This window comes from Georgenia satyanarayanai, from assembly GCF_023715365.1.
GTDB lineage: Bacteria > Actinomycetota > Actinomycetes > Actinomycetales > Actinomycetaceae > Oceanitalea > Oceanitalea satyanarayanai_B.
This window is the reverse complement of the sequence record NZ_JAMBNZ010000032.1, coordinates 1-1,760: the sequence shown is the minus strand read 5'-3', so window position 1 is coordinate 1,760 and position 1,760 is coordinate 1. Positions and strand designations below refer to the sequence as shown.

General features: G+C 57.1%; 2 rRNA genes. Both read left to right on the top strand.

Annotated elements, in window-relative coordinates:
• Nucleotides 1-1,524 (top strand): 23S ribosomal RNA (locus tag M3148_RS16860); the annotation flags it as partial.
• Between the two features lie 97 nt (nucleotides 1,525-1,621).
• A 5S ribosomal RNA gene (gene rrf, locus M3148_RS16855) occupies nucleotides 1,622-1,738 on the top strand.
• Nucleotides 1,739-1,760: the final 22 nt, after the last annotated feature.

The following is a 1,760-nucleotide window of genomic DNA, read 5'->3' as shown; positions in this document are numbered from 1 at the left end:
AACCCGAACCGGCATTAGGTAAGCGTATTAACAGGGGTGACGCAGACAGGTAGCCTCCGCGTGCTTAATGGCTATGCACGTCCAAGGGAGCAGGGCGAGGTCCAGGCAAATCCGGGCCTCACACAAGCCTCAGACCCGATGGTGACCGCGAACGCGGGAAGCAGGGTGATCCTATGCTGCCAAGAAAAGCCTCGACGCGAGGTGTTAGCCGCCCGTACCCTAAACCGACTCAGGTGGTCAGGTAGAGTATACCAAGGCGATCGAGATAATCATGGTTAAGGAACTCGGCAAAATGCCCCCGTAACTTCGGGAGAAGGGGGGCCTGAGGGGTGAAGCCACTTGCTGGCTAGCCTTTGAGGGCCGCAGAGACCAGGGAGAAGCGACTGTTTACTAAAAACACAGGTCCGTGCGAAGTCGCAAGACGATGTATACGGACTGACGCCTGCCCGGTGCTGGAAGGTTAAGAGGACGGGTCAGCTCAACTTCGGTTGGGCGAAGCTCAGAATTTAAGCCCCAGTAAACGGCGGTGGTAACTATAACCATCCTAAGGTAGCGAAATTCCTTGTCGGGTAAGTTCCGACCTGCACGAATGGCGTAACGACTTCTCCGCTGTCTCAACCGTGAACTCGGCGAAATTGCATTACGAGTAAAGATGCTCGTTACGCGCAGCAGGACGGAAAGACCCCGGGACCTTTACTATAGCTTGGTATTGGTGTTCGGGACGGCTTGTGTAGGATAGGTGGGAGACTGTGAAGCAGCCACGCCAGTGGTTGTGGAGTCATCGTTGAAATACCACTCTGGTCGTTCTGAACATCTAACCTCGGTCCGTAATCCGGATCAGGGACAGTGCCTGGTGGGTAGTTTAACTGGGGCGGTTGCCTCCCAAAATGTAACGGAGGCGCTCAAAGGTTCCCTCAGCCTGGTTGGCAATCAGGTGGCGAGTGTAAGTGCACAAGGGAGCTTGACTGTGAGACTGACAGGTCGAGCAGGGACGAAAGTCGGAACTAGTGATCCGGCGGTGGCTTGTGGAAGCGCCGTCGCTCAACGGATAAAAGGTACCCCGGGGATAACAGGCTGATCTTGCCCAAGAGTCCATATCGACGGCATGGTTTGGCACCTCGATGTCGGCTCGTCGCATCCTGGGGCTGGAGTAGGTCCCAAGGGTTGGGCTGTTCGCCCATTAAAGCGGTACGCGAGCTGGGTTTAGAACGTCGTGAGACAGTTCGGTCCCTATCCGCTGCGCGCGCAGGAAACTTGAGAAGGCCTGTCCCTAGTACGAGAGGACCGGGACGGACGAACCTCTGGTGTGCCAGTTGTTCCGCCAGGAGCACGGCTGGTTGGCTACGTTCGGAAGGGATAACCGCTGAAAGCATCTAAGCGGGAAGCCTGCTTCAAGATGAGGTTTCCACCACCCTCGAGGTGGGAAGGCCCCCAGCAGAACACTGGGTTGATAGGCCGGACGTGGAAGCGGGGACTAAAGACCCGTGGAGCTGACCGGTACTAATTGGCCAACAACTTCACCACAACACAAAGATCAATGTTGACGCGTCCACTGTACGGTTCTGGAGCCACCCACCCCACACACCATGTGTGTGGAGCGGCCTGGACAACTCCACAGAGTTACGGCGGTCATAGCGAGGGGGAAACGCCCGGTCCCATTCCGAACCCGGAAGCTAAGCCCCTCAGCGCCGATGGTACTGCGTGGGAGACTACGTGGGAGAGTAGGACACCGCCGAACACCCATTCCCGTAAGGGCCGCA